Annotated in this window: 1 protein-coding gene and 1 pseudogene; both read right to left on the reverse strand. The window is 68.0% G+C overall.

Annotated elements, in window-relative coordinates; translation table 11 throughout:
* Positions 1–919 (reverse strand): transposase (locus ACFYT4_RS36195; protein ID WP_389279179.1); only part of this gene is annotated, 919 nt, incomplete at its 3' end.
* A gap of 157 nt (positions 920–1,076) precedes the next feature.
* Positions 1,077–1,411, reverse strand: a pseudogene (locus ACFYT4_RS36200) (transposase); the annotation flags it as partial.

Consider the following 1,411-nt stretch of genomic DNA (forward strand, 5'->3'; position numbering starts at 1 on the left):
GGCAGGCGCGGGAGTCCGGTGAGGGGACAGGCCGTGGTGTGCGGGCCCGTTCGAGCCAAGCCCGTGCCTTCTCCAGCCGGATTCGCTGCCGGACGAGGACGGTCTTGCTGTCCATCGAGGCCGGCGGCCGTCCGTTGGCTCCACGGAGGCCCGCCGCCCGGTCTTCTCGGGCACGGATTTCGTACTTCCTCAGCTTCTCCTGGTGAGCTGCTGTCTCGGCGGCCAGACGTTTCTCAGCGCGGGCCACCATGCGTTCGGCGGCTTCGACCTTGATCCTGGTCTCGGTGGGTGAGGGCATCGCCCGTTCGTGCAGTCTGTCCCTGGCCAGGCGGGCCCGGGTGAGCAGGTCGCACAACCGGGACAGACGAGGCCAGTCGTCGGCTTCTTCGCCGTCGTCCCGGATCCACTCATCGGCCTCGGCGTTGCGCGCATGGGCGAGTGCGTGCTTCACCAGCGAGTCGATCTCGTTCTCACACGTGGACATGGTCTCTTCCCGGCGCTGAAGCCGCTGGTTGGCGTCACGTGATGCGTTCGCCTCCATCGGCGAACCGTCCACGGCCACCGCCGAAAGATCCACGAGGCCACGTCGGCCGCACAGCGACAGCACCTGTATGAACAGTGATTTCAAGGCGGCACGGTGGCGTCGAACGAACCGTGCGACGGTGGAGTGGTCCGGCCTGCGGTCCGCGGTGATGATCCGGCAGCCCACGTCGTCCCAGCATGCCTGCTCGATACGGCGTGAGGAACGTACGCCCTTGCTGTAGCAGTACAGGAGCAGCGCGACCAGGCACGCGGGATGGTAGCCCGCCCCTCCCTGGCCATCACCGCGGTAGCCGTCCTCAAACGCCGAAAGATCAAGCTGTTCGACGACGTCGAGCACCTTCCAGCACAGATGCTCGGGCGGCAGCCAATCCCGCACATCCCGCGGCATCCCAAGCTCACGTTCTCTGCCACACGACAAGAAGTTCCGCCCCACCAGCCAAGATTCCGACACCCCCTGTGATCTCTGGAACCGAACAACGAATCGCTCTTGATCCCCGAGCGAAGAGAGCCGTGCGACAGCCTCGCCCCGTCGCCCGGATGGTGCGAAACCCCCGCCTTACCCGGGCGGGGGTGAGGCGGCGGGGCTCGGCTTTCCGGTCCCAGGGGCGGCGAAGGTCCTCGGCGGGAGGGCGGGTGAGGCGGAGCTGGGTGTGGGCGGCGATGATCAGCCAGGTCCACAGGTCGGCGGTGTCGGCGCGGCGGACCCTCGGGCGCGGTCCAACCGAGGGTCTGCTTCATCAGCCGGAAGGTGTGTTCCAGGTCGAAGCGGCGGAGGAACGACTGCCACCAGCGGTCCACATCGGCCGGCGTGGCGGTGGTGGCCGAGGACCACAGCCAGACCGGCTTCGGGATGCGGTCGCCCGGCAGG

It is taken from the genome of Streptomyces sp. NPDC004609 (genome assembly GCF_042873655.1).
Taxonomy (GTDB): Bacteria; Actinomycetota; Actinomycetes; order Streptomycetales; family Streptomycetaceae; genus Streptomyces.